General features: G+C 72.2%; 23 protein-coding genes. 7 read left to right on the top strand and 16 right to left on the bottom strand.

Annotated elements, in window-relative coordinates; genetic code table 11:
- Positions 1-6: 6 nt before the first annotated feature.
- The gene (locus JQN72_RS09460) at positions 7-924 is read left to right on the top strand and encodes an LLM class F420-dependent oxidoreductase (protein ID WP_204134934.1); all 918 of its coding nucleotides are present in this window, start codon (positions 7-9) and stop codon (positions 922-924) included.
- Positions 925-931: 7 nt separating this feature from the next.
- On the opposite strand, the gene purD is transcribed toward JQN72_RS09460, so the two are convergent.
- Complete coding sequence (purD, locus tag JQN72_RS09455; RefSeq protein WP_204134933.1) at positions 932-2,218, bottom strand: phosphoribosylamine--glycine ligase; 1,287 nt, start codon at positions 2,216-2,218, stop codon at positions 932-934.
- 288 nt (positions 2,219-2,506) lie between these two features.
- Between purD and JQN72_RS09450 the strand changes: the two genes are divergently transcribed.
- Positions 2,507-3,457 carry a glycine betaine ABC transporter substrate-binding protein gene (locus tag JQN72_RS09450; protein ID WP_204134932.1) on the top strand — a complete coding sequence of 317 codons (951 nt, stop codon included), beginning with the start codon at positions 2,507-2,509 and terminating at the stop codon, positions 3,455-3,457.
- 93 nt (positions 3,458-3,550) lie between these two features.
- Here JQN72_RS09450 and JQN72_RS09445 read toward each other — a convergent pair whose 3' ends face one another.
- The 3 genes from JQN72_RS09445 to JQN72_RS09435 form a co-directional block, all read right to left on the bottom strand.
- Complete coding sequence (locus JQN72_RS09445; protein WP_204134931.1) at positions 3,551-4,417, bottom strand: ABC transporter permease; 867 nt, start codon at positions 4,415-4,417, stop codon at positions 3,551-3,553.
- Positions 4,414-5,646 (bottom strand): betaine/proline/choline family ABC transporter ATP-binding protein, encoded by a 1,233-nt coding sequence (locus JQN72_RS09440; protein ID WP_204134930.1) that lies wholly within the window; start codon positions 5,644-5,646, stop codon positions 4,414-4,416. The genes JQN72_RS09445 and JQN72_RS09440 overlap by 4 nt, the downstream gene beginning before the upstream one ends.
- A gap of 82 nt (positions 5,647-5,728) precedes the next feature.
- Positions 5,729-6,388 carry an ABC transporter permease gene (locus JQN72_RS09435; RefSeq protein ID WP_204134929.1) on the bottom strand — a complete coding sequence of 220 codons (660 nt, stop codon included), beginning with the start codon at positions 6,386-6,388 and terminating at the stop codon, positions 5,729-5,731.
- 225 nt (positions 6,389-6,613) lie between these two features.
- On the opposite strand from JQN72_RS09435, the gene JQN72_RS09430 reads away from it, so the two are divergent.
- Positions 6,614-8,824: a UvrD-helicase domain-containing protein gene (locus JQN72_RS09430; protein WP_204134928.1), complete on the top strand. Its 2,211-nt coding sequence runs from the start codon at positions 6,614-6,616 to the stop codon at positions 8,822-8,824.
- 108 nt (positions 8,825-8,932) lie between these two features.
- On the opposite strand, the gene JQN72_RS09425 is transcribed toward JQN72_RS09430, so the two are convergent.
- The 3 genes from JQN72_RS09425 to JQN72_RS09415 form a co-directional block, all read right to left on the bottom strand.
- Positions 8,933-10,234 carry an adenylosuccinate synthase gene (locus tag JQN72_RS09425; protein ID WP_204134927.1) on the bottom strand — a complete coding sequence of 434 codons (1,302 nt, stop codon included), beginning with the start codon at positions 10,232-10,234 and terminating at the stop codon, positions 8,933-8,935.
- A gap of 116 nt (positions 10,235-10,350) precedes the next feature.
- Positions 10,351-11,130 carry a helix-turn-helix domain-containing protein gene (locus tag JQN72_RS09420; RefSeq protein ID WP_204134926.1) on the bottom strand — a complete coding sequence of 260 codons (780 nt, stop codon included), beginning with the start codon at positions 11,128-11,130 and terminating at the stop codon, positions 10,351-10,353.
- A gap of 276 nt (positions 11,131-11,406) precedes the next feature.
- Positions 11,407-11,814, bottom strand: a complete 408-nt coding sequence (locus JQN72_RS09415) for a DUF3151 domain-containing protein (protein WP_204134925.1) — start codon at positions 11,812-11,814, stop codon at positions 11,407-11,409.
- A 175-nt stretch (positions 11,815-11,989) separates the two neighbouring features.
- Between JQN72_RS09415 and JQN72_RS09410 the strand changes: the two genes are divergently transcribed.
- The 3 genes from JQN72_RS09410 to JQN72_RS09400 all read left to right on the top strand — a co-directional run bounded on the left by JQN72_RS09410 (position 11,990) and on the right by JQN72_RS09400 (position 13,736).
- On the top strand, positions 11,990-12,595 hold the full coding sequence (locus JQN72_RS09410; protein ID WP_204134924.1) for an ATP/GTP-binding protein: 606 nt from the start codon (positions 11,990-11,992) through the stop codon (positions 12,593-12,595).
- Positions 12,595-13,095, top strand: a complete 501-nt coding sequence (locus JQN72_RS09405; RefSeq protein WP_204134923.1) for a hypothetical protein — start codon at positions 12,595-12,597, stop codon at positions 13,093-13,095. The genes JQN72_RS09410 and JQN72_RS09405 overlap by 1 nt, the downstream gene beginning before the upstream one ends.
- 281 nt (positions 13,096-13,376) lie before the next feature.
- The gene (locus JQN72_RS09400) at positions 13,377-13,736 is read left to right on the top strand and encodes a hypothetical protein (RefSeq protein WP_204134922.1); all 360 of its coding nucleotides are present in this window, start codon (positions 13,377-13,379) and stop codon (positions 13,734-13,736) included.
- Positions 13,737-13,860: 124 nt separating this feature from the next.
- Here JQN72_RS09400 and fbaA read toward each other — a convergent pair whose 3' ends face one another.
- The 8 genes from fbaA to JQN72_RS09360 form a co-directional block, all read right to left on the bottom strand.
- A complete protein-coding gene (fbaA, locus tag JQN72_RS09395; protein ID WP_204134921.1) occupies positions 13,861-14,892 on the bottom strand; it encodes a class II fructose-bisphosphate aldolase in 1,032 nt (343 codons plus the stop codon).
- Between the two features lie 156 nt (positions 14,893-15,048).
- A complete protein-coding gene (locus JQN72_RS09390) occupies positions 15,049-16,194 on the bottom strand; it encodes an acyltransferase (protein WP_204134920.1) in 1,146 nt (381 codons plus the stop codon).
- Positions 16,195-16,198: 4 nt separating this feature from the next.
- Positions 16,199-16,837 (bottom strand): TetR/AcrR family transcriptional regulator, encoded by a 639-nt coding sequence (locus JQN72_RS09385; RefSeq protein WP_204134919.1) that lies wholly within the window; start codon positions 16,835-16,837, stop codon positions 16,199-16,201.
- Positions 16,838-17,158: 321 nt separating this feature from the next.
- Positions 17,159-18,415 carry an RNA polymerase sigma factor gene (locus tag JQN72_RS09380; RefSeq protein ID WP_204134918.1) on the bottom strand — a complete coding sequence of 419 codons (1,257 nt, stop codon included), beginning with the start codon at positions 18,413-18,415 and terminating at the stop codon, positions 17,159-17,161.
- The gene (locus JQN72_RS09375) at positions 18,412-18,777 is read right to left on the bottom strand and encodes a YciI family protein (protein WP_204134917.1); all 366 of its coding nucleotides are present in this window, start codon (positions 18,775-18,777) and stop codon (positions 18,412-18,414) included. The genes JQN72_RS09380 and JQN72_RS09375 overlap by 4 nt, the downstream gene beginning before the upstream one ends.
- Positions 18,774-19,136: a YciI family protein gene (locus JQN72_RS09370; RefSeq protein WP_204134916.1), complete on the bottom strand. Its 363-nt coding sequence runs from the start codon at positions 19,134-19,136 to the stop codon at positions 18,774-18,776. Before JQN72_RS09370 ends, JQN72_RS09375 begins: the two co-directional genes overlap by 4 nt.
- Positions 19,137-19,261: 125 nt before the next feature.
- Positions 19,262-20,320 carry an LLM class flavin-dependent oxidoreductase gene (locus JQN72_RS09365; protein ID WP_204134915.1) on the bottom strand — a complete coding sequence of 353 codons (1,059 nt, stop codon included), beginning with the start codon at positions 20,318-20,320 and terminating at the stop codon, positions 19,262-19,264.
- Between the two features lie 36 nt (positions 20,321-20,356).
- Complete coding sequence (locus tag JQN72_RS09360) at positions 20,357-20,953, bottom strand: CGNR zinc finger domain-containing protein (protein ID WP_204134914.1); 597 nt, start codon at positions 20,951-20,953, stop codon at positions 20,357-20,359.
- A gap of 101 nt (positions 20,954-21,054) precedes the next feature.
- On the opposite strand from JQN72_RS09360, the gene JQN72_RS09355 reads away from it, so the two are divergent.
- The gene (locus JQN72_RS09355; protein WP_204134913.1) at positions 21,055-22,332 is read left to right on the top strand and encodes an MFS transporter; all 1,278 of its coding nucleotides are present in this window, start codon (positions 21,055-21,057) and stop codon (positions 22,330-22,332) included.
- Here the strand turns inward: JQN72_RS09355 and JQN72_RS09350 are convergent.
- Positions 22,329-22,982, bottom strand: coding sequence for a TrmH family RNA methyltransferase (locus JQN72_RS09350; RefSeq protein ID WP_204134912.1), 654 nt, complete (start codon positions 22,980-22,982; stop codon positions 22,329-22,331). The two genes, JQN72_RS09355 and JQN72_RS09350, sit on opposite strands and share 4 nt — an antisense overlap.
- Positions 22,983-23,027 lie beyond the last annotated feature (45 nt).

Below are 23,027 nucleotides of genomic sequence, written 5' to 3'. Positions count from 1 at the left end.
GGGGGCATGGACCTGCGGATCTTCACCGAACCCCAGCAGGGGGCCACCTACGAGGACCTGCTCGCCGTCGCGCGGGCCGCGGAGGACCTCGGCTACGACGCCTTCTTCCGCTCCGACCACTACCTCCACATGTCCGGCGACGGGCACCCCGGTCCCACCGACGCCTGGACGACGCTCGCCGGCCTGGCCCGCGAGACGAGCCGGATCCGCCTCGGCACGCTCGTGTCCTCGGCCACCTTCCGGCTCCCCGGCCCGCTCGCGGTCACGGTGGCGAACGTCGACGCGATGAGCGGCGGACGGGTCGAGCTCGGCCTCGGCGCCGGATGGTTCGCCGCCGAGCACGCGGCGTACGGCATCCCGCTCCCGCCGCTGGGCGAGCGGTTCGACCGCCTCGAGGAGCAGCTGGCCGTCGTCACGGGGCTGTGGTCGGCGCCGGCGGGCACGACGTACGAGCACGACGGCTCGCACTACCCGGTGAGCGACTCCCCGGCGCTCGCCAAGCCGGTCCAGGACGGCGGCGTCCCGATCATCGTCGGCGGCTCGGGGAAGCGGCGGACGCCGTCGCTCGCCGCCCGCTACGCGGCCGAGTTCAACGCCCCCTTCGCCTCTCCGGAGGACACCGCACGCCTCTTCGCGCGGGTCGACGAGGTGTGCGACGAGCACGGCCGCGACCCGCTGTCGCTCGTCCACAGCGCCGGGCAGGTCGTGTGCGTCGGCCCGGACGACGCGGCGGTCCGGCGGCGCGCGGCGGCCATCGGGCGCGACGCCGACGAGCTCCGGGCGAACGGCGTCGCCGGCACCCCGGAGGAGGTCCGCGAACGGGTCGGGCGGCTCGCCGAGGCCGGGGTGGCCCGGCTGTACCTCCAGGTGCTCGACCTGCACGACCTCGACCATCTGGCCGACGTCCGGGAGGCCCTGGCCTGAGCGCGGCTCAGACCGGGACGGTCACCTCGCCGCGCTCGGCCGCCGCGGCGATGTCCCGGCGGTGGTGCGAGCCGGCGAGCTCCACGGTGCCGACGGCCGCGTAGACGCGGTCGCGGGCCTCGGCCAGGGAGGTGCCGGTGGCGACGACGGACAGCACCCGACCCCCGGACGAGACGAGGAGCCCGTCGTCGTCGGTGCCCGTCCCCGCGTGGAGGGCGTAGACCTCCGGCGCGCCGGGCAGGGCGTCGAGCCCGCCCACCGCGTCGCCGGTGCGCGGCGTCCCGGGGTAGCCCTCGGACGCGACGACGACCGTCACGGCGTGCTCCTCGCTCCACCGCAGCGGCTCGGCCTCGGCGAGCCGGCCCTCGGCGGCGGCGAGGAGCAGCTGGGCGAGCGGGGTGCGTAGGCGAGCCAGGACGACCTGGGTCTCGGGGTCGCCGAAGCGGACGTTGAACTCGATGACCCGCGGCCCGCGGGCGGTGAGGGCGAGGCCGACGTAGAGGACGCCGGCGAAGGGGGTGCCGCGCCGGGCCATCTCGTCGACGACGGGCTGGGCGATCCGGGCGACGACGTCGTCGACGAGGCCCTCCGGTGCCCAGTCGAGCGGGCAGTAGGCGCCCATCCCCCCGGTGTTCGGCCCGGTGTCGCCGTCCCCCACGCGCTTGAAGTCCTGGGCGAGGCTGAGCGGCACGACGGTCTCGCCGTCGCACACGCAGAACAGCGAGGCCTCGGGGCCGTCGAGGTACTCCTCGACGACGACCCGGCCGTTCGGCTTGTCGAGGCAGGCCCGGGCGTGCTCGAGCGCGGTGTCCCGGTCGTCGGTGACGACGACGCCCTTGCCGGCCGCGAGCCCGTCCTCCTTGACGACGTGCGGTGCGCCGAGGGCGTCGAGCGCCTCCTCGACCTCCTCGGTCCGGGAACAGACGTGCGCCATCCCGGTCGGCACGTCGGCGGCCGACATGACCTCCTTGGCGAAGGCCTTGCTGCCCTCGAGCCGGGCCGCCGCCGCCGAGGGGCCGAAGCACGGGATGCCGGCCGCGCGCACGACGTCCGCGACGCCGGCGACGAGCGGGGCCTCCGGGCCCACGACGACGAGGTCGGCCGCGAGCCGGGTGGCGAGCCGCACGACGTCGTCGGGGTCGGACCCGCCGGCGGCGACGGGCTCGACGAGGGCCACCTCGGCGATGCCCGGGTTGCCGGGAGCGGCGATGACGGCGTCGACGACGGGGTCGAGCGCCAGGGCGCGGACGAGGGCGTGCTCACGGGCACCGGAGCCGATGACGAGGACCTTCACGAGCCCAGCCTAGGGCCGGAGCGTAACCGTCTCAGAGTCCGGAGTGACGTCCACCTGATGGGACGAAGGGCGTGAGGAGTCACAAATGCGTCACGACCTGGGGCCGGAATTGGCCATACACCTGCCCAACGGTCAAGGTGGGGGTGGCAACCCGGCCGCCGTGGGCGACCGGCCGCGCCGTCGTGGATCGTGACTCGGCTGGCCGACCCGCCACGGTGACCCGGGTGCCGCGTACGCATCGCGAACTCTCGATACGCACGACTCCCGACGACACCGAAGGTGACACACATGCGACTGCGCAAGACCTCACTGGCCCTCGCACTGGGCCTCTCCGCGAGCCTGGCCCTCACTGCCTGTGGCAGCGACGACGGCGGCTCGGGTGGCGACGGCGGCGACGACGCCCGCCTCGACGGCGTGAGCATCACCGTCGGCAGCAAGGACTTCACCGAGAACATCCTGCTCGGCAAGATCCTCGTCAAGGCCCTCGAGGCCGAGGGTGCCAGCGTCACCGACCAGACCAACCTCGGCGGCTCCGCCGTCAACCGGGAGGCGCTCCTGGCCGGCGAGGTCAACGTCTCCCCGGAGTACAACGGCACCGGCTGGACGGTGTACCTCGGCCACGACGACCCGGGCAACGACCCGCAGGCGCTGTACGAGAAGACCGCGTCGGAGGACCTCGAGAAGAACGACCTCAAGTGGGTCGGCACGTCCCCGTTCAACGACACCTACGGCTTCGCCGCCAACGGTGACCTCGCCCAGCAGGAGGGCGGCTTCGACCTCCAGAAGATGGCCGACTACCTCGAGGCCAACCCGGACGCCACCGTCTGCATGGAGACCGAGTTCCCGGACCGCCCCGACGGCCTCGTGCTGTTCGAGGAGGCCACGGGCTACGAGGTGCCGCAGAGCCAGCAGAAGATCCTCGACACCGGCCTCATCTACACCGAGACCGACAAGGGCGCCTGCCAGTTCGGTGAGGTGTTCACCACCGACGGCCGCATCACGGCCCTGAACCTCGAGCTCGTCGAGGACCCGGGCGTGTTCATCCTCTACAACGTCTCGTTCGTCTTCCAGAACTCGGTGTACGAGCCCAACGGCGAGGTGTACGAAGACCTGGCCGCGCAGATCCTGAAGCCGCTCGACAACGACAAGATGGCCGAGCTCAACGCGCGGGTCGACGTCGAGGGCGACTCGGCGGACATGGTGGCCGAGGACTACCTCGAGGAGATCGGGCTGGACTGACGCCCCTCCCCACCACGCACGACGACGGCGGCGGATCCCCTCGGGGGTCCGCCGCCGTTCTCGTGCCGGGGTGCGCGGGTGCGCGCCGGGTGCTCAGACGCCCTTGGGGCGCAGGTAGGTCTCGGCGAGCGCACCGATCCAGTCGAAGGTGAGGGCGACGATCGCGACGATCGAGGCACCGATGATGAGGACGGGGTCCTGCTGGAGCTTCAGGCCGGTCGAGATGGTCACGCCGAGGCCGCCACCGCCGATGAGGAAGGCCAGGGTGGCCATGCCGATGTTGAGGATCATCGCGACCCGCACACCGGCGAGGATGACCGGGACGGCGAGCGGCAGCTCGATGCGGGTGAGCACCTGGCGGCGCGTCATCCCCATGCCCCGGCCGGCCTCGATGACGCTGCGGTCGACACCGTCGAGCCCGACCATCGTGTTCCGCAGGACGGGCAGGATCGCGTACACCACGAGCGCCACGACGACGGTGTTGAGCCCCTGACCCATGATCGACAGGAAGATGATGAGCAGACCGTACGCTGGCAGCGCCTGACCGGAGTTCGCGACCGCGACGATCGCCGGGCCGAAGCGGCGCAGCGGTGGGCGCGTGAGCGCGATGCCGAGCGGGATGGCGACGAGCACGACGAGCACCGTGGACCAGAACGCGATCGTCAGGTGCTGCACGGTCTGCGGCCACAGCTTGGTGTCCCACTGCAGGGGAGACGAGAGCTGGATGACGGAGTCGCCGAGCCCGAGGCTGCGGTAGTAGAGGAAGACGACGAGCGCGAGCAGGCCGATGCCGAGCGGCGCCGTCTTGAGTCCCAGGTGGTTGGCCCGCGCGCGACGCAGCCACGAGGCCTCCTGCGGGTTGTCGCCGCTCGGCCGCTTGTCCGGCTGGAGGTCGGGGTTGTCGGCGTCCTGGCCCTCGTACCCGATGCGCCCCTGGGCGCCGGTGGTCGCGACACTCATGAGGTGGCCTCCAGGCTCTCGTAGTGCTCCCGGGCCTCGAGCCGGGCGCGGCGGATGGCCCGGTTGAGGTGGGTGAGCCGGACGACGCCGTAGAAGGAGCCGTCGTCGCGCACCACGGGCGAGACGGCGGCCTCGCTGATGAGCATCTGCTCCAGCGCCTCGAAGAGGGTCGCGCCGAGCGAGACCTTGGCCGCCACCTCCGAGCCCGACTCCGCGGTCACCGCCTCGCCGCGCTCGAGGTCACCGACGGCCACCCACCGGATCGGGTGGTCCTGCTCGTCGAGGAGCAGGATCCAGTCCGTGTTGGCCTCGCTCGCCCGCGCCGCGGCGTCGGTGGGCGTGTCGCCGACGTGCATCGTCGGGTAGGGCTCGAGCTTCACGTGCTCGTCGACGGTCTCGAAGTGCAGGCCCTTGAGGGTCGAGCCCTCGCCGATGAAGTCCCGCACGAAGTCGTCGACCGGGAAGGCGAGGATCCGCTCCGGGGTGTCGACCTGGCGGATGACGCTCTGCTCGCCGAGGATCGCGATCCGGTCCCCCATCTTGATCGCCTCGTCGATGTCGTGGGTGACGAAGACGATCGTCTTGCGCAGGTCCTCCTGCACCCGCAGGAACTCGTTCTGCAGCCGGTCGCGGGTGATCGGGTCGATCGCGCCGAACGGCTCGTCCATGAGCATGATCTCCGGGTCGGCCCCGAGCGCGCGGGCGACGCCGACGCGCTGCGCCTGGCCGCCCGAGAGCTCCTTCGGGTAGCGGCCGCGGTAGGTGTCCGGGTCGAGGCCGACCACGGAGAGCAGCTCGTCGATGCGCCCGGTGATCCTGTTCTTGTCCCAGCCGAGCATCTTCGGGACCGTCGCGATGTTCTGCGCGATCGTCTGGTGCGGGAACAGCCCGATCTGCTGGATGACGTAGCCGATGCGGCGCCGCAGCTTGTCCGGGTTGGCCTTCGTGACGTCCTCGTCGTCGAGGAAGATCCTGCCCCCGGTGGGCTCGATCATCCGGTTGATGAGGCGCAGCGTCGTGCTCTTGCCGCACCCGGACGGGCCGACGAGGACCAGGATCTCGCCCTCGTGGACGTCGAGGGTCAGGCTGGCGACAGCAGGCTGCTTGGTCCCTGGGTAGCGCTTCTCGACCTCCTCGAGCCGGATCTTGCGCAGCCGGTCCCCGGGGGAGGGTGCGCCACCGGTCGTGGACTCGTTCTGCTCGAGGGTCGTGTCGGCGTTCTCGCTCATACGTCTGTCTCTCGTTCGGTCCCGGGTCGGGAGGGCCGTGCGGGCGGAGCGGTCCGGTGGGCGGGCCATGGCCGTCCCGGCGTCACAGGCGCTGCCCCTTGGTCGTCGTGAAGCGTTGGAACGTGGCGAGCACGAGGTCGAGGACGAGGCCCAGCAGGACGGTGAAGACCGTTCCCGTCCAGACCGACTCGAGGCTGTTCGGCAGGCCGAGACGCGTCAGACCGCCCTGGATGTAGGTGCCCAGGCCGTCGCCACCGACGAGGACCGCGATGGCGGCGATGCCGACGGTGATCAGGCTCGAGATGCGCACGCCGGCCATGATGACCGGCCAGGCGAGCGGGATCCGGATCTGCAGCAGCTGGCGCGTGGTGTTCATCCCCATGCCCTTGGCGGACTCGACGACGGCCGAAGGCACGGAGTCCAGCCCGGTCACGGTGTTCCGCAGGATCGGGAGGATCGCGTAGAGGAACAGCGCGTAGATGGCGGGCTCGTTACCGATGCCGACGATGGGGATGAAGATCGCGAAGAGCGCGAGCGACGGGATCGTGAGGAAGATCCCCGCGAGGCTGAGCGACAGCGCACGCAGCGTGGGCCGGCTCTGGACGAAGAGGCCGAGGAGGACCGAGAAGACCGTCGCGGACACGACGACGATCAGGGTGATCTTCGCGTGGTCCCACGTCGTCTCGAGGATCTCGTCCGGGCGTCCGGAGATGTAGTCGATCCAGCTGATGATGCCGTCCACGTGGCCTTCCCTGATGCAGAGGGGACCGACCACACCGTGCTCGAGAGCGCGGTCGGGCTTTCCTGTCTATCAGACGCGGCGCCCCGACGTCAGGAGCCACGGGAAAGGTCGTGTCCGTGCTGTGACCTGCCGAGCGGCCCGTCCGACCCCGCCGTGACGCGGCGTCCGGGGTGGCTAGACTCGTTCGTTCGTGACCTGCGCCCCGCGCCGAGGAGAACGCACCCCGTGACCACCCCACCCCCGGGTCCGCCCGACGCGTCGGCGGACGTCGACCGCGAGGTCGCCGCGGAGCAGGCGCACGTCGACCGGGTGTACACCGAGCTCGAGAAGGCGTCCGCGCGTGCCGGCGCGGTCGAGGCCGACGGCCTCGCGCGTGGCCGGACCGACCGGACGGGCGACGTCCGCGACGAGGAGCTCACCGGCCTGTTCGAGCGCGATGCCCTGGTCTACGCCGCCGCCCGGCGCCGGGCGATGATCGACACCCAGTACGAGGGGCTCGTGTTCGGCCGCCTGGACCTCGGCACGGAGGACTCGACGGCCGCCGAGCGCGAGGTGCGGCACATCGGCCGCCTGGGCGTGCGCGACGACGACTACGAGCCGCTCGTCGTCGACTGGCGGGCGCCTGCGGCCGCCGCCTTCTACCGGGCCACCCCGGTGGACCCGATGGGCGTGGTGCGGCGCCGGGTGCTGCGCTGTCGGGGGTCGCAGGTCGTGGGCGTCGAGGACGACCTCATGGTGCCGCAGGCGCCGGACGACATCGTCGTCGTCGGGGACGGCGCGCTCATGGCGGCGCTGACCCGCACCCGCGGGCGGCGGATGCGCGACATCGTCGCGACCATCCAGGCCCACCAGGACGAGGCCATCAGGGCGCCCTCGCGCGGCGTCACCGAGATCACCGGCGGGCCGGGCACCGGCAAGACCGTCGTCGCGCTGCACCGGGCCGCGTACCTCCTGTACGCCGAGCGGCGGCGCTTCGAGCACGGCGGCATCCTCGTCATCGGCCCCTCGGCCGCCTACACGGCGTACATCGAGCGGGTGCTGCCGAGCCTCGGCGAGGAGTCGGTCGCGCTGCGCGCGCTCGGCGACGTCGTCGACGGCTTCACCGCGGTGCGCCTCGACAGCCCGGAGGTCGCCGCCGTCAAGGGGTCGCTGCGCATCCGGCGGCTGCTGTCCCGGCTCGTGGCGCGCCCGCCGGCCGGGGCTCCGACGGCCTTCCGCGCCTTCGTCTCCGGGCACGCCGTCCGGCTCGACCAGGAGGTCCTGCGGCGGGTCCGCGCCGAGGTCCTGCGCGGGCACCAGCACAACCTCGCGGTCGACGCCGCCCGCGCCGGGCTGGCCGAGGCCGCGTGGCGCGCGGTCCGCCAGGGCGAGCGCGACGACTTCCTCGACGCCTTCGACTCCTCGCGGGACGTCGACGAGTTCATGGCGTCGTGGTGGCGCCAGCTCGACCCGCGCGAGCTGTTGCTCGGGCTCGCCGACACCGAGCACGCCTACGCGGTGTCCCGCGGCGTGCTCGGGCACGAGGAGGCCGCGGCGCTCGCCGGGTCGGTGCGCGACGCGCTCGGGTGCGGTGAGTGGTCGGTCGCCGACGTGCCGCTCGTCGACGACCTCCTGGCCCGGCTCGGCCCGGTCCAGGAGCCCGAGCGCGAGGACGCGGGGTTCTACGACATCGAGGAGCTCGACGACCTCGCGGCCTACGGCGTCCAGGACGTGCGCGCCGGGCTGGGCCGGGTGGCGCGCACCGAGACGCGGGCGGTCGTCACGCCGGCGGACGCCCGCGAGCGGCTCCTCGCGGGGCGCGTCGAGCGCGCGTCCGGCTACGCCCACGTCCTCGTCGACGAGGCCCAGGACCTCTCCCCCATGCAGTGGCGGATGGTGGCCCGGCGCGGCCGCTCGGCCTCGTGGACCGTCGTCGGCGACGCCGCGCAGGCATCCTGGCCCGACCTCGTCGAGGCCTCCCGCGCTCGGGAGGAGGCGTTCGCCGGGCTCGAGCGCAGGGCGTTCCACATGGACACCAACTACCGCAACGCCCGGGAGATCTTCGACCACGCCCGTGACGTCGTCCTGCCTCTCGTGCCGGACGCCGACATCCCGGAGGCCGTGCGCGAGACCGGTGTCCGTCCGGTCGACCGCGTCGTCGAGGGGTCGCTGACCGCCGGGGTGCGCGAAGCCCTCGACACGGTGCTGCACGAGGTCGACGGCTCGGTCGCGGTGGTCACGCCACGGCGCTGGGCCGACCGGCTCGCCGACCTCGACGGCCTCGGGGACGGCCGGGTGCAGGTGGTCGACCCGTTGTCGACCAAGGGGCTGGAATGGGACGCGACGGTGGTCGTCGACCCGGACGCCATCACCGAGGAGTCACCGGGCGGGGTGCGCGTGCTCTACGTCGTCCTCACCCGGGCGGCGCACCGGATGCACGTCCTCCGCCCCGCCTGACCCCCGGCCTTCGTCGCCGCTTTCTCGCCTGATGCCGGAAGGTTCGTTCACGCACCCCGAAGCTTCCGGTGCCCGACCGGAGGTTGTGGCACCAGGCGAGAAAGAGGTTCAGTCCAGGAGGGGGTGGCGCTGGACGATCTCGTGCCGGCCGGGGCCGACGCCGATGGCCGAGACGCGCGCCCCGACGAGCTCCTCGACGCGCAGCACGTACCGCCGCGCGGCCTCCGGGAGCTCGTCGAACTCGCGGCACCCGGAGATGTCCTCCCACCAGCCGTCGAGCATCTCGTACACCGGCACGGCGTGGTGGAAGTCGCTCTGGCCGACCGGCATCTCGTCGTGCCGCACGCCGTCGACCTCGTAGGCGACGCACACGGGCACCTTCTCGAACCCGGTGAGGACGTCGAGCTTGGTGACGACGAAGTCGGTGACGCCGTTGACCCGCGTGGCGTACCGCCCGATGACGGTGTCCATCCATCCGCAGCGACGCGGCCGGCCGGTGGTGGTCCCGTACTCGGCGCCGGTCTTGCGCAGCGTCTCGCCGTCGTCGTCGTGCAGCTCGGTGGGGAACGGCCCCTCGCCGACGCGCGTCGTGTACGCCTTGAGAACGGCGATGACCCGCGACACCCGCGTCGGCGGGATGCCCGACCCGGTGCACGCGCCACCGGCCGTCGCCGAGGACGACGTGACGAACGGGTAGGTGCCGTGGTCGACGTCGAGCAGCGTCGCCTGCCCGGCCTCGAGGAGGACGTTGGCGCCGTCGTCGAGCGCCTTCTCGAGCAGGAGCGAGGTGTCCGCGACCGTCGGGCGCAGCCGCTCGGCGTACCCGAGCAGCTCCTCGACGACGAGGTCGACGTCGACCGCACGGGTGTTGTAGATCTTCACGAGCACCTGGTTCTTGAGGCCGAGCGCGGCCTCCACCTTCTGGCGCAGGATCCCCTCGTCGAAGAGGTCCTGGACGCGCACCCCCACCCGGTTCATCTTGTCCGCGTACGTGGGCCCGATGCCGCGCCCCGTCGTCCCGATCTTCCGCTTGCCGAGGAACCGCTCGGTGACCTTGTCGAGGGTGCGGTTGTACGGCGCGATGACGTGCGCGTTCGCCGACACGACGAGCTTGGAGGTGTCGACGCCGCGGGCCTCGAGGCCGTCGAGCTCCTCGAAGAGCACGGCGAGGTCGACGACGACGCCGTTGCCGATGACGGGCGTGACCGACGGGGTGAGGATCCCGGAGGGCAGCAGGTGCAGCGCGTACTTCTGGAGGCTGCCGTCCTCGCCCTGGACGACGACGGTGTGGCCCGCGTTGTTGCCTCCGTTGAACTTGACGACGTAGTCGACGTCCTCGCCCATGAGGTCGGTGGCCTTGCCCTTGCCCTCGTCGCCCCACTGGGCTCCGACCAGCACGATCGCCGGCATCCCCGGGCTCCTTCCGAACGGCGTGGCGGAGGCCCTGCCGCGGGACGCGCCAGGGCCTCGTCGGGGTCAACCGTACCGCGCCGTCGGGGCGTCCTCCCTGGCCGGGCAGGGGGTGGTCACTGCCGTCGGCTCGCGAGCACCCAGCCGAGCTGGAAGCGGGTGTCGACGCCGTTGACCGCCATGAGCCGCGCCACCCGGCGGCGCACCGTGCGCAGGCTCACCCCGAGGTGGCGGGCGATCGACTCGTCCTTGAGGCCGAGCTCGAGCAGCTCGACGAGACGCGGGTCGTTGCTGCCCTCGTTCTCGACCGTGGGAGCGGGCACTCCGCTCTTCCAGGCGAGGTCGAAGTACGAGGTGTACAGCCGCACGACGAGCGGGTCGCGCAGGACCACGTAGCCGGACCCGAGGTCGTCCCACCCGGCAAGGGCGATGACGGCGCTGTCGCCGAAGACCGCGAACTCCGTGCTCGTCGCCGGCACGATGCGCTGGTCCTCGCCGGCCTCGGCCCAGATGGCGAGCCATCGCTGCCCGCGCGAGGTCGTGAGGACGTCGGCGGGGTACACCGCACGCTGGGCGTCCCCGCGTTCGATGCGTGCCCGGTTCGCCCGCATCGTCGACTCGTCGAGCGCCGGGCCCTCGTCGACGGTGAGCACGAAGTTGCGCACCATCCCCGAGCTCTCGGTGAGGAGCTGGTTGACCACCGACGGGGCGATGGTCTCGGGGATCTGCTCGCTCGTCGAGTCCCGGGCGCCGAGCGAACGGCTCGTGACCCGGGCGATGAGCGCCCGTGCCGCCTCGAGCTCGCGGCGCCGGTCCTCGAGGCGCGCGTGCTCGCGGCGCAGGTGCTCCTCGAGGACGAGGAGGGCGCCGTCGTCATCGGGTGACCGTTGATCCACCGGACAATCTCCCGTCATGCCTGGTCGTCGCTCTGGCCATTTACTGCCATTGGCATCCAAGTGTCGCACGGTCCTCATCCGGCATTGCACGATGGGCCCTGCGGTCGAGGTCGCAGGGGACCATCGGACGCGCGTTTCTTGGCGAGAGGGAAGCGCGCCACACAGCTGGTGGTCTGCCTCGGCTGCAGAGGGGCCCGGGCTCACCGCCCGGGCCCCTCGCCATGCCCGTGCGACCGCGCCGTCGTCGGAGAGCCGCCGCGAGCACCCTCCTGCGGCTCACAGACCCAGCTCGCGCGCCCCCGTCGCACTCGACGCCCGGAGGAACTCCGCGCACCGGTGGCGCTCGTCCTCCTCCCCGACGAGCCCCGCCGCGCGGGAGAGCGCGGCCAGCGCGCGGAGGAAGCCCTGGTTCGGGACGTGCTCCCACGGCACCGGCCCCTGCCCCCGCCACCCGCTGCGGCGGAGGGCGTCCAGACCCCGGTGGTACCCGGTCCGGGCGTACGCATAGGCCTCCACGACCCGGTCGTCGGCCAAGGCGTCCTCGGCGAGCACGGCCCAGGCGAGCGAGGACGCCGGATGGGCCGCGGCGACCTCGTCCGGGGCCACGCCGGCATCCAGCAGGCTCGCGGCCGGGTCGTCGGGGAGATGGGTGGGCGGGATCCCGAGAAGGTCGGCGGAACTCATTCCGTCACGGTAGACGAGCAGATGGGGCATGATCGTCCGGGTATGCCACCTGGGCCGTCGAGGTGAGGACCCTCGTCTGTTTGGACGAACTCGCGTCGAGGCCTTTCATGATCTTTACTCATCCTTTACTTTTTGAGAAGCGCAATTTCATCATGTCGGGAAAGGGGCGGTCGCCGTGGGCCGACTCAAGCCGGTAGTCGGTACCGGTCAACAGGAACGTGTGGTCTTCTGCGGACCCCTCGGGGTCGGCAAGACGACCGCCGTACGGGCCGTCTCGGACGTCGAGGTCGCCGACACCGACGTCCGGCGGGCGCCACCGCGCCGCAGCAAGAACAAGGACGGGAGCGTCGACCGCAAGCGCACGACGACGGTCGGTATCGACTACGGCGAGTGGCACCGGGACGACGGTGGCGCGAAGGTCGCCGTCTATGGCACACCGGGACAGGTCCGTTTCGAGATGGTCCGGTCGACCGCCGTCTCCCAGAAGCTGCGTCTCGTGCTGTGGCTCTTCGGCCAGAACGACTACGCCATCGACGAGGCCGACGAGTGGCTTCGTTACCTCGGCGCCAAGGACAAGGGCGTCTACGACCGGATCACCGTCGCGGTGACGCGACTCGACGAGCCGGGGGACCACCCCGCGCTCGAGGACTACCGGGAGCTGCTCGACCGGTACGCGCCGGGCATCCCCCTCGTGGCCGCGGACCCCCGCGACCGCGAGAGCGTCCAGCGCGCCATCGACGCCGCGGTCGGCCCGCGAGTCGGTGCCGAAGTGAGCTCCTGATGACCCAGCAGCACCCGGGGACCTCCCTCGGGTCGCACTCGGGGTCGGACGACGCGATCAACGGCATCGAGGAGCACATCGCCCAGGACTGGGACATCCTGTCCCGCAGCCTCGGTCTGTTCGTCCAGCCGGTGCTCACCGAGTTCGCCGAGCACTCCTCGCACATCAAGGCGCTGCTCTTCTGCACCTCGGACGGCCTCAACGTGTGCACCCTCGGGGTCCGAGACAACGACGTGGGTCGCCTGTCCGCGCTGACGAGCTCGGTGTTCAGCGTCGCGGCGGCCCACCGCAAGGTCATGGACGACCGGGGCATGGACAACGCCACCGTCCAGATCTCGTCCGGCGACGACCACACCGTCCTCGTGGCCGTCCGGCTGCCCGGGCTCGGCAACTTCGTCCTCGGCGCGTACGCCGAGGGCATCCAGCTCGGCCTGCTGCTCGTCCAGCTCCGTCAGACCGCTACCCGTATCCACGAGCGCCTGAGTGCCGACCGGCGATGAGCAAGTGGCTGCGGGCGCTGGGGTGGACCGTCACCACGGCCGACGCCGGGGTGACGCCCAGCGACCTGCCCGCTCTCGTCCCACTCCGACCCGGCCCCGCCACCGAGGAGACACCCACCGACCCATCGGAGGACGTCACCGAGGACACACCCGCCCGACCGCCGGAGCACCCTGACCCGGCGGAACCCGTCACAGACTCGCAGGGAAAAACCGAAGAGCACGACCAGCACCACCCTCAGGAACACCCACCTCGAGCAGACGCTCGACCACCAAGGAGAGAAATGGCCGACTACAGCAAGATCCTCGAAGGCATCCAGAACGACGTCACCGGCTTCGTCGGCGCGTCGATCGTCGACCTGGACTCCGGCATGTCGCTGGCGTCCCGGACCAGCGTCCCCGACTTCGACCTCGACGTCGCGAGCGCTTACAACAGCGAGATGGTCAAGGGCAAGTTCAAGACGATGGAGGCCCTCCACCTGAACTCCGAGCTCGAGGACATGCTCCTCACGCTCAGCGACCAGCTCCACCTCATCAAGGTGATGGACAACCGCTCGACGTTCATCTACGTCGCCGCGAACCGCGCCAACACCAACCTCGCGTTGCTGCGTCGAGCCGTCAACGAGCACACCGCGGGCCACTGACCGGCCAGCCGACGACCGGCTCACGGCGCCGGTCGTCAGCCCGGCACGGCGAGACCCCGGGGCGGCATCGGAGTCATCCGATGACCACCCCGGGGTCTCGTACGTCCGGGCGGGCCGGTGGGCGTCAGGCGGGGTGCGTACCCGCCGAGCGGAGGTTCTCGCAGGCCTCGACGACGCGCTGGGCCATCGCGGCCTCGGCCACCTTGCCCCACGCGCGCGGGTCGTACTGCTTCTTGTTGCCGACCTCGCCGTCGACCTTCAGGACGCCCGCGTAGTTCTCCATCATGTAGCCGGCGACCGGCCGGGTGAAGGCGTACTGGGTGTCGGTGTCGACGTTCATCTTGACGACGCCGTAGTCGACCGCGGCCGAGATCTCCTCGGCCAGCGAGCCGGAGCCGCCGTGGAAGACCAGGTGGAACGGCTTGGCGTCGGCACCGAGGCCGAGCTCCTTCGCGGCGGCCTCCTGGGCGGCCTTGAGGACCTCGGGGCGCAGCTTGACGTTGCCCGGCTTGTAGACGCCGTGGACGTTCCCGAAGGTGAGAGCGGTCATGTAGTAGCCCTTCTCGCCGCCACCGAGCGCCTTGACCGTGGCGATGGCGTCCTCAGGCGTGGAGTAGAGCTTCTCGTTGATCTCGTTCTCGACGCCGTCCTCCTCGCCGCCGACGACGCCGACCTCGATCTCGAGGATCACCTTCGCCGCGGCACACTGCGCGAGGAGCTCCTCGGCGATCTGGAGGTTCTCGTCGAGCGGTACGGCCGAGCCGTCCCACATGTGCGACTGGAAGATGGGCAGGCCGCCGGCCTCGACCCGCTCGGCCGACGCGGCGAGCAGCGGACGGACGAACGCGTCGAGCTTGTCCTTCGGGCAGTGGTCGGTGTGCAGCGCGATGTTCACCGGGTAGTTCTTGGCGACCTCCTCGGCGTACGCGGCGAGCGCCTTCGCGCCGGTGACCATGTCCTTGATCGTCGAGCCGGAGGCGTACTCGCCACCGCCGGTGGAGACCTGGATGATGCCGTCGGAGCCGGCCTCCGCGAAGCCGCGGATCGCGGCCGTGACGGTCTGGCTCGACGTGATGTTGATGGCCGGGTAGGCGAACGAGCCGTTCTTGGCCCGGTCGAGCATGTCGGCGTAGACCTCGGGCGTTGCGATGGGCACGATGCTCTCCTCGTGACGTGACTGTGCTGTACGTCACTGATCTTTCCACGTCCTGCCGCGCGGCCCGGCGGCTGTCCGGGGGGCGACCCGAGCGGCAGGCTCAGCGCGTCGCGAGACCGGCGGCCGGCATCCTCACTGCCAGGTGAGTCACCCGGGTCAGAGCACCCGACGGGCGCCCGGCAGCGCTCGGACCGGCAACGCCAGCGCCCAGCAGAGCGGCAGCCCGAGAACGGCAAGGAGCACGAACTTGACCACGGCGGGCGCCTGCACGCCGGCGAGGGCGAGGCCCAGGGTGACCAGCACGACCGGGTGGATCAGGTAGACGGTGTAGGCGTGGCCGGAGAGGAACCTGCGCAAGCGCCCCTGCTCGCCGAGGTGGCTGCGGAAGAGCACCAGCAGGCCGATGACGGCCCCCACCGCCAGCGCCGACTCACAGGTGGCCGTGGCCAAGGACTGCCAGGTGCCGTCACCGCCGTAGGCGTCCCCGGAGGCGGCGATGACCAGGATCAGCGCGACCGCCGCGACGACGGCGACCGCGAGCCCGGTCCGGGCAGCCGTCCTGGGGAGCCCTTCCAGCCAGCCCCGCCGGGGGGCCAGCACCCCGACGACGAAGAGCGCCGCGTACTGGGGCAGGTAACCGGGGGTGGGCATGACGGTGATGCCGAGGCCCATCGGCACCGCGATCCGCCACAGGTAGGTCAGCAGGGACAGCCCGAGGACGAACCCGATGACCGGGGCGGCACCCAGGGCCCGTCCGGTCGCCGGGGTCCGGCCCTCCCCGCCGGCGAACATCTGCCGCCAGAGTGCGTACAGCGCGCTGAACGCGAACAGCACCCAGACGAACCACATCGGCCCCAGGTTCCAGTCGCCGAGGTAGTACTGCCAGTAGGGCATGTCGACACCCTGCTGGGCGGCGTCGTCCCGGGCGGTCGTGTACTGCCCGACGGTCACCACGGCCCGCAGGACCAGCAGCCAGACCAGCAGGGGCACGCCCAGCCGGAGCAGCCGGTCGCGGAGGAAGCGGCCGCCGCCCTTCCGGTCGTACGAGCCGGGCACGAACAGGCCGGAGACGAGGAAGAAGGCGCCCATGAAGAACGCCTGGTCGAGCACGAGCAGGCAGTCCAGGACCGCGGCCGAGGCGTCGGTGGGGGCCTCCCGGTAGAACCAGCGCGGGATGGTGCTGTACGTGACGGCGGCGTGGTGGACGACGACGAGCACCGTCAGTGCGGTCCGCAGGTTGTCGACGTACAGCAGCCGCGGACCGGTGCGCGTCGCAGTCGTCGAGTCGGTGGCCACGGTCATCGGTCTACGCCTCTCCGGGACGTTCACGTCGGGTGGCGAGGTCGAACATGTCCGCGAGCTCGACGGCGTGCGCGTGCAGGTCGTGGTCCGGGTAGCTCACCCAGTAGGCGAACATCGCGTCGAGGCCGGCCTGCACGGTGACGGCCATCACGCGGGTGTCGAAGGGGCGGAACTCACCGTCGGCCTGGCCGCGGCGCAACAGCTCCTCCCGGCCGTGGTAGATCGGCTCGTTGAAGGCCATGCCGTAGCGCCGGGCGCCGTCGGGCGTGCGGAGGTTGCTCTGGACCTCTCCGAGCGCGAGCAGCTGGGCGCGGTGATCCTGCATGAACTCGGCGACCGAGAGGATCGTCGTCCGCAGCGCACCGGCAGCGGTGGCCTCCTGCTCGGTCCTCGCCAGCACGAACGTGGTGATCTCGCGGTAGATCTTCTCGACGACCTGTTCCATCAGCTCGTTCTTGCCCGCGAAGTGGTAGGAGATCACGCCCTTGCTGATGCCGGCGCTTTCGGCGATGCGCGCCAGCGAGGTGTTGGCGTAGCCGAGCTGCGCGAGGACCTCCTGGGCGCTGACCACGATCTGGGCGCGGCGGGCCTCCTCGATGAAGGACAGCCGTTTCTGTCCATCTGGCCTGTTATCTGACTGCACGGCCAAAATCTAGCACGAAGAGTCAGAGCGCCGACCGGAGCGCGGGTCGTCGACCTCCTCCGGGTCGCGGCCCTCACCGTCGTCGTCCTCGGCCACTGGCTCCTCGCGGCCGTCGTCGTACGCGACGGCCGGATCGACGCCGGCGCCGTGCTCGACCGCGCGGCGTGCACGTATCCGCTCACCTGGGTGTTCCGGGTCATGCCGGTGTTCTTCCTCGTCGGCGGCTGCGACGGCCTCGACGTCATGGCCGCCCGTGGGCTCGTCGGACCGGAGGGCCTCTCGTGTGGTGGGCGGTGCTCCCGGTGCTCGGGGTCGCCCTCGTCAGCCGGTGGCCGGCCCCACGGTGACGGCGGCGCGGCGGGCCTCGAGGTGGGCCCGTTCGACGTCGTTGCCGCAGAGGCGTATCGCGGTCGTGAGCGACGCGACGGCCGCGGTGTCGTCACCGAGCCGGGCCAGCAGCTCGCCCCGGACGGCCGGCAGGCGGTGGCTCGCCGGTAGCTCCCCGTCGAGCCCTTCGAGGGCCGCGAGTCCCGCGGCCGGGCCGTCCCGCTCGGCGAGCGCCACGGCCGACGCGAGCCGCACCGCAGGCGAGGGGTTGACGACGGCCAGGGCGTCGTACGCCTCACACACGAGGTCCCACCGGGTGTCGTCCGCCGTCGGCGCCGTGGCGTGGGCGGCGCCGATGACCGCCTGCAGCCGGTAGGACTCGGTGACCGGGTCGACGTCCGGCGGTACCCGGTCGAGCAGGGCCAGCGCCTCCGAGACCTCGTCGTGGTGCCAGCGAGACCGGTCCTGGTCGGGCAGGAGGACGAGCGCTCCGTCCGGCCCCACCCGGGCGTCCCGCCTCGAGTGCTGGAGGAGCATGAGGGCCAGCAGCGCCCGGAGGACCCGCTCGTCCGGCCGCAGCGCGAGCGTCACCCGGACGAGCCGCACCGCCTCTCCCGCGAGGTCGGCCCGCAGCAGATCCGGCCCGGACCCGGGCGCGTACCCCGCCGTGAAGGCGAGGTAGGCCGTCTGCGCAACGGTCCGCAGCCGCCCGGGCAGCTCCTCGGCGCCGGGCACGCCGTACGGGATGCCGGCGGCGACGATCTTCTTCTTCCCCCGGGTGATCCGCGCGGCCATCGTCGGTTCGGGCACGAGGAAGAGCCGGGCGATGTCCGCCGTGGAGACCCCGACGACGAGCCGCAGCGCCAGGGCGCTCGCGACCTCCGGGGACAGGGCGGGGTGGCAGCACATGAGGACGAGCCGCAGCACGTCGTCCTCGACGAGGCCACCGGGGTCGGCCATCACTGCACCTCCTGGAGAGCGGGTGGCCGCGACGACGACGAGCGGCTCCTTGCGGGCCGCCGTCGACTCCGCGCGCAGCCGGTCGAGCACCCGCCGTCGGGCCGCGGTGTGCAGCCAGGCCGAGGGGTTGTCCGGGACGCCGTCGGCCGCCCACCGCCGGGTGGCGGACTCGACGGCGTCCCCGAGCGCGTCCTCCACGAGGTCGAGCCGGCGGAAGCGTCCGACGAGGAGGGCGACGAGACGCCCCCACTCCTCGCGGACGACCCCCGCCAGGACCTCGTCCGCCGTCACACCGACCCGTACCCGTCGATCGTCATGACCGGGCGGATCTCGAGGGTGTACGCCTCCGGGAGCAGCCGGGCGGCCGCGATGGCGGTGTCGAGGTCGGGCAGCTCGACGTCGTAGTAGCCGCCGACCTGCTCCGAGAGCTCGACGAACGGCCCGTCCGTCACCACCCTCTCCTCGCCGACCCCCCGCCCCACCGTCGTCGCCGTGTCGGCGTCGCACAGCGCGCTGCCGGCGAGGCGCTTCCCGTGCTCGGCGACGTACGTCTCGAACGCGTGGTGCGCGTCGAAGTACTCCTGCCGGACCTCGGGTGTGGCGTTCTCCCAGTCCCAGGGCTCGAACACGATGAGGATGGTGTACCGCCTCACGACGGCCGGTCCTCCGGCTGCACGGTGCGGCGGACCTCGATGCCGTCGCCGAGGGCCGCGATGATCGAGCAGCAGTCGAGCAGGTCGTCGAGGTCCTCGGACTGCACGAGGTAGAACCCGCCGACCTGCTCGGCGGTCTCGGTGAACGGGCCGTCGGTGACCGGACCGCCGCCGGGCGGGATGCGCTTGGCCTCGCTCGTCGCGTGCAGCTCGGCACCACCGGTGATCGTGTGGCCGCGCCTGGTCAGCTCCTCGCCGAAGCGCGCGTACTCGGCGTAGCCGGCCGTGCGCTGGTCGACGTCCATCGTGGTCCACCAGCGGTCGGCGTCACCGACGATGAGGACGACGTACTCGGTCATGGCGTTCTCCTCCGGGTGCGGGCCGCGCCGGTCGCGACCTCACCCCTATGACGGACGAGCGATGCCGCTCTCGACAGGTCTACCGAAACTTTCTCCCCGCCGGGGAGGAAGCCGGTCGCGGATGGTCACGAGAAGGCGTCGGCGAGGAGGCGGAGGGTCTCCTCGCGGGCCGGAGCGCGGCCGGCCGGTGTCCCGTCGACGGCGCCGGCGACCGGGTGCACCATGACCTCGTCGACGTCGAAGGTCCGGGCCAGCCGGGCCACCTGCGCGGCCGCGTCCTCCGGGGTGCCGACCACCCAGCGCCGGAGCATCTCGTCCGCGAGGTCGCGGTGCGCGTCCGGAAGGTCGTGCCCCTCCGCCTCCTCGACGAGCTGCTGGGCGCGCAGCGGCTGCCCGGTGCGCAGCGCCACCATCTGGTGCAGGTTGGGTTCGGCCAGCCGCCGGGCCTCCTCGGCGCTGCCGGCGACGACCGCGTTGACGGTGAGGAAGGTACGCGGCTCGGGGTGGGCCTCCGACGGCTCGTAGCCCTCGCGGTAGAGGGCCAGGGCCTCGGCGGTGCCGCGCCCGGAGAAGTGGTGCGCGAAGACGTACGGCAGCCCTCGGGACGCCGCGAGCCGGGCCGAGTAGTCGGAGGACCCGAGCAGCCACACGGCCGGCACGGACCTCGCTCGCGGCGTGGCGCGCAGGACGTGCTCACCGGTGGCCAGCCGCAGGCCCACACCGTCCGGCGACATCATCGCGAGCACGGTGTCGACGTGGTCGGCGAACCGGTCCACGGCATCGGCCTCGACGCCCCCACCGCCGCTGCGCAGCGCCCAGGACGTCACCGGGTCGGCGCCCGGCGCCCGGCCCAGCCCGAGGTCGACCCGGTCCGGGAACGCGGCCTCCAGCAGCGCGAACTGCTCGGCGACGACGAGCGGCGCGTGGTTCGGGAGCATGACGCCGCCCGACCCCACCCGGATCCGCTCGGTCGCCGACGCGACCATCGAGATGAGCACCGGCGGGTTCGTCGCCGCGACGGCCGGCATGTTGTGGTGCTCGGCCAGCCAGTAGCGGCGGTAGCCGTGGGCGTCCGCCACCTGCGCGAGCGACCGGGTCGCGGCCAGGGCGTCCCCCGTCGTCTGGTCCGAGCGGACCGGCACGAGGTCGAGGGCGGACAGGGCGGGGGAGGAAGCGGTGCTCACCGCAGGAGCAGCAGCCGCGGCGTCCGCCCTATTCCGCTACTCCGCCGCGCGCCGACGCCGGTAGTACGCGCGCGCGCGGTTGCGGTCCCCGCAGTCCGACGCCGAGCACCAGCGCCGGTTGTGGCGTGGGCTCGTGTCGAGGTACACCCACCCGCACACGTCGTCCGCGCACTGCTGGAGCAGGCGCACCCGGTCGCTGCGGGCGAGGTCGACGACCCCCCGAACGGCACGGTCGACCGGGGTCCTCGGGGTCGTGCTCGCCTCGAGCCACCGGAGGGCCTCCCCGTCGGTCGCAGCCGCGAGCCGGGCGTCCACGAGCGACTGCCGGTACCGCTCCACCACCCGCTCCGCGGCCGCGTCGTCGTGGCCGACGAGCATCGCGTAGGCGTTCTCGCGCAGCCGCTGGGCATCGTTGACGAGCGCCAAGGCGGCGTCGGTGTCGCGGTCGACCACCTCACCGAGCCGTACTCGCTCCGCGCTGTCGAGGAATCCCGTCTGGGCCGCCCAGTCCAGGACACGAGGTGCGTCGCCGAGTAGCTCGCCCCGGCGCTCCTCGCTGAGCCGCCAGTCGACGGTGTTGAGCAGCTCGAGGGCCGGGTCACCCGCGACCTGGACGAACCGCACTGTCGCCATCCGCTCGCTCCTCATGGGTGACCGGTCTCTTGACCATGAGGATAGTTCATGCCAACGTCATGGGCATATATCGGTTCACCCATGAGAGTAGAGGGGTTTCCATGGATGCGAGCGTGGCGCTGGTGCGCACCGACCGGAGCTTCCGCTGGTACTGGCTCGGACAGAGCGTCTCGAGCGCCGGGAGCCAGGTGACGACGATCGCGCTCCCGCTGGTCACGGCCCTCGTCCTCGACGGCTCGCCGGGGGAGGTCGGGGCCGTCGCGACCGCGGCGATGCTCCCGTACCTCCTGTTCTCCCTCGTCGCAGGCCACCTGCTCGAGGGCCGCCAGGGCCGTCGGACGATGGTCCCTGCCGACCTCGCCCAGGCCGCGCTCGTCGGGCTCGTGCCGGTGGCCGCGCTGACGGGGTGGCTCTCGGTCCCGGTGCTGGCCGTCATCGCCTTCCTGTCCGGGACTGCCGCGCTCGTGTTCGGGATCAGCGCTTTCGCCCATGTGCCCTCGCTCGTCGAACGGCCCGACCTCGCCGCGGCGAACCGGGCGGTCCAGGGGTCTCGGACGGTCACCGAGGTCGCCGGCCCCGGCCTCGCCGGCCTGCTCGTCGCCGCGGTCGGCCCGGCAGCGGCCATGGCGGTCGACGCAGCCAGCTACCTCGTCTCGGCCGTCTGCGTCGCTCTCGGCCGGCCCCGGCGGCCGGTCGCCCGCGAGCGGCCCGCGCCGGACGGCGACGCCCCCCGGGTGCCGGTGCTGACCGGCCTGCGGATCCTCTGGGGGAACCGGTACCTGCGAGCGCTCACCGTGCACGCGGCGTTGTTCAACCTCGCCGAGGAGGTCCTCGTCATCAACCTCATCCTCTGGGCGGTGCAGGAGCAGGGCGTCTCCGCGGGGGCGTACGGCCTCGCCCTGTCGATGGCCGGTGTCGGCGGGCTCCTCGGGACCCTCACCGCACTCCGGCTCGCCGCGGGGCTCGGGTTCGGCCGAGCCTTCGCCGCATCCCTCGTCCTCAGCTGCGGCACACCGGTGCTCATGGCCCTCTGGCCCACGGACGGCATCGCCCTGGCCGTCGTCATCGGGGCCGTCATGCTCGTCTCCGGGGTGGGGCTCGGCAACGCCAACGTGTACTCCGTGACGATGCGACAGACCCTGATCCCGGAGACCCAGCTCTCCCGGTCCGCCGGCGCCTACACGCAGGTGATGTACGGGTCCATCCCGATCGGCGCGGCGCTCGCCGGCATCGTCGGCGAGACGCTGGGAACGCGCAGCGGCGTCGTCCTCGGGGGCCTCGGGATCGTGGTATCGGCACTGCCCATGATGACCTCCGCGGTGCGGTCGCTCCGGCTCGACGTCTCCGGCCGGGCCGACGAGCCCGCCCGGACCGGCTAGGCGCTGCCCGGCACCTGGCCGTACACGTGCCGGCGCACCCAGGAGTGCATCGCCACGGCCGCGGCGGCGCCGGCGTTGATCGAACGGGTCGAGCCGAACTGGCCGATGTGGAGGACGACGTCGCACGCCTCCTGCATCGCGGGGGTCAGCCCCGGCCCCTCCTGCCCGAAGACCAGGACACACGCCTCGGGCAGGTCGTGCGTCTCGATCGCGACCGACCCGGGCACGTTGTCGATGCCGACCAGCGGCAGCGCACCGCCGTCCGGGCCGGCCGTCGCGGCCCACGCCACGAGGTCCGCGACCTCGGGGTGGTGGTGCTCGTGCTGGTAGCGGTCCGTGACCATCGCGCCCCGCCGGTTCCAGCGCCGGCGCCCGACGACGTGGAAGGCGGCAGCGTTCATCGCGTTCGCGGTGCGCACCACCGAGCCGATGTTGAGGTCGTGCCACCAGTTCTCGACGGCCACGTGGAACGCGTGCCGCCGGGTGTCGAGGTCGGCGACGACGGCGTCCATCCGCCAGTAGCGGTACCGGTCGACGACGTTGCGCCGGTCACCCAGACGGAGCAGCTCGATGTCCCAGTGGTCGCCCTCCGGCCACGGCCCCTCCCACGGCCCGACCCCGACCTCTCGCTCCTCGTCCACCTCTCCCACCCTAGGCGGACGGTCCGGGCGGAGCCGCTCGAGGCGGGGCTCCTG

Source organism: Phycicoccus sp. CSK15P-2 (assembly GCF_016888005.1).
In the GTDB taxonomy this organism is placed as follows: Bacteria; Actinomycetota; Actinomycetes; order Actinomycetales; family Dermatophilaceae; genus Phycicoccus.
The sequence above is the reverse complement of the archived record's forward strand: the minus strand, read 5'-3'. Positions and strand labels throughout refer to the sequence as shown.